The organism is uncultured Cohaesibacter sp. (assembly GCF_963556055.3).
GTDB lineage: Bacteria > Pseudomonadota > Alphaproteobacteria > Rhizobiales > Cohaesibacteraceae > Cohaesibacter.
The window spans coordinates 1-1,955 of the sequence record NZ_CAUVYE020000017.1; the positions used below are offsets into that span (position 1 = coordinate 1).

Genomic DNA, 1,955 nt, shown 5'->3' on the forward strand with positions numbered 1-1,955 from the left:
TGGGAGAAAAAGAATCTCATCCTGTTGGGGTGGTCTGACGGCTGGTGACTGGCAATATATCGGCTCTCAGGGTGTGATCCAGGGCACTTATGAAATTCTTTTGCCGTATTGCCGAACGCCACTATGACAATGATCTTCATGGCCGCTTTCTTTTGACCGCCGGTCTTGGCGGCATGGGTGGATCTCAGCCTCTGGCCGGTCGCATGGCGAAAGGTGTCATTCTTTGCGTTGAAATCGACCCCGAGCGGATCAAAAAAACGTCTCGACATAGGGTTTCTTGATTGCGTGGCAACGGATCTGGATGATGCCCTTGCAAAAGTGGCACAGGCTAAGGCTGACAGAAAGCCTCTTTCCATTGCTCTTTGCGGGAATGCCGCAGTGATATATCCCGAAATCCTCAAACGCGGCGTTATCCCTGATATCGTCACGGATCAGACATCTGCCCATGATCTTGTTTACGGATATGTTCCCCATACCCGTAGCCTCGAAGAAGCACGCGCTTTGCGCAAGGATCACAAGGACGTCTTGATGCGGGAAAGTCAGGCGTCAATCATACAGCATGTCAAAAGCCATGCTCGGCTTCCAGAAAGAGGGTGCGGTGGTGTTTGACAATGGAAACCTTATTCGCACACAGGCGAAAAATGGTGGTGTGCTCGACGCATTCGATATTCCGATTTTTACAGAAGCTTTCCTGAGGCCGCTTTTCTGCCGCGCTATTGGACCCTATCGCTGGATAGCCCTGTCCAATGACCCCGAAGATATCAGAAAGATTGACGATTATGTTCTGGAGCGCTTTTGCCGACAACAAGATTGTCACCAACTGGGTGAGATTGGCGAGGAAGAATGTTCCTTTCCGAAGGGCTTCCCGCTCGCATTGCCTGGCTTGGACATCAGGAACGCACCGATCTGGCTCTGGCTGTAAACGACATGGTGACTTCCGGCCATTTTGTCAGGGCCTGTTGCCTTTACCCGTGATCATCTGGACGCGGGCGCTATGGCCCATCCGAATATCATGACCGAAAACATGAAAGATGGCTCGGACGCGATTGCAGACTGGCCTTTACTTAACGCAATGATGAGCTGTTCCTCAATGGCTGATCTTGTTGCCATCCATTCCGGTGGCGGGGGCTATTCGGGCTATATGACGTCAGCAGGTATTACCGTGGTGGCCCGACGGAACCAAGGAGGCTGCAGAGCGTCTTGATCATTCGATTACCAATGACACCTCCCTCGGTGTCATGCGTTATGCCGATGCAGGTTATGACGAAGCAAAAGACGAGATCGCGCTTAAAGGAATAAGGCATTTTGCACTGTGACGGCATCACGGTGCCGGGCCTTCACACAAAATAGAAGACCAGATTGGCCCGGATCAATCCGATTTTAGCCAATCTGGCCGATTTGGGTTGCCAATATTCAAGAGAGTATCCGAACAGGGGGGGGGGGGGCGGCTAGACCCTTCCGAGTGCGATTGAAACAGCTGCATAGACAGGGTCGATGACAGGGCATTCGACTCTGTCCTTCCAGAGCCTTGCGATGTTTTGCCATGCCCGCGCAGGCGGTGATGAGCACATCCGCTCCATCCTGCTCTTTCAAGGCCCTTGCCACGGCAACCATGCGCTCAAGTGCATCTGGCGCAGACTCCGTTTCCGCTGGCGTCATGCCAGTGGGTCTGTCTCCTGCACAATGGCGCTCGACCCCCCGCTTGACCATTTCGCGTTGGTGAAAACCGACGGACCAGTCTGAGACCGAGATGATACCAAATCGACCTCCCAGGGAAAGCGCCGTGGAGATGGCGGCCTGTCCAACCCCGATCACGGGCTGGTTGGTCTTCAGTCGCGCCTCGGCCAGCCCTGGATCACTTGTAGCATGCTAGGACAAATGCTTTTGCGGTTTGATCATCGGCAATAAACCTTGATGCCGCGCTTCCTGCAATTGCGATTTCTTGTTGACTGGCA

At 53.5% G+C, this 1,955-nt stretch carries 1 protein-coding gene and 1 pseudogene; one reads left to right on the forward strand and one right to left on the reverse strand.

Annotation, left to right across the window (positions count from 1 at the left end; all coding sequences use genetic code 11):
* A pseudogene (gene hutU, locus ACHZB8_RS13420) lies at nucleotides 1–1,316 on the forward strand (urocanate hydratase); the annotation flags it as partial.
* Between the two features lie 97 nt (nucleotides 1,317–1,413).
* Here hutU and ACHZB8_RS13425 read toward each other — a convergent pair.
* Complete coding sequence (locus ACHZB8_RS13425; RefSeq protein WP_394706197.1) at nucleotides 1,414–1,815, reverse strand: aspartate/glutamate racemase family protein; 402 nt, start codon at nucleotides 1,813–1,815, stop codon at nucleotides 1,414–1,416.
* Nucleotides 1,816–1,955 lie beyond the last annotated feature (140 nt).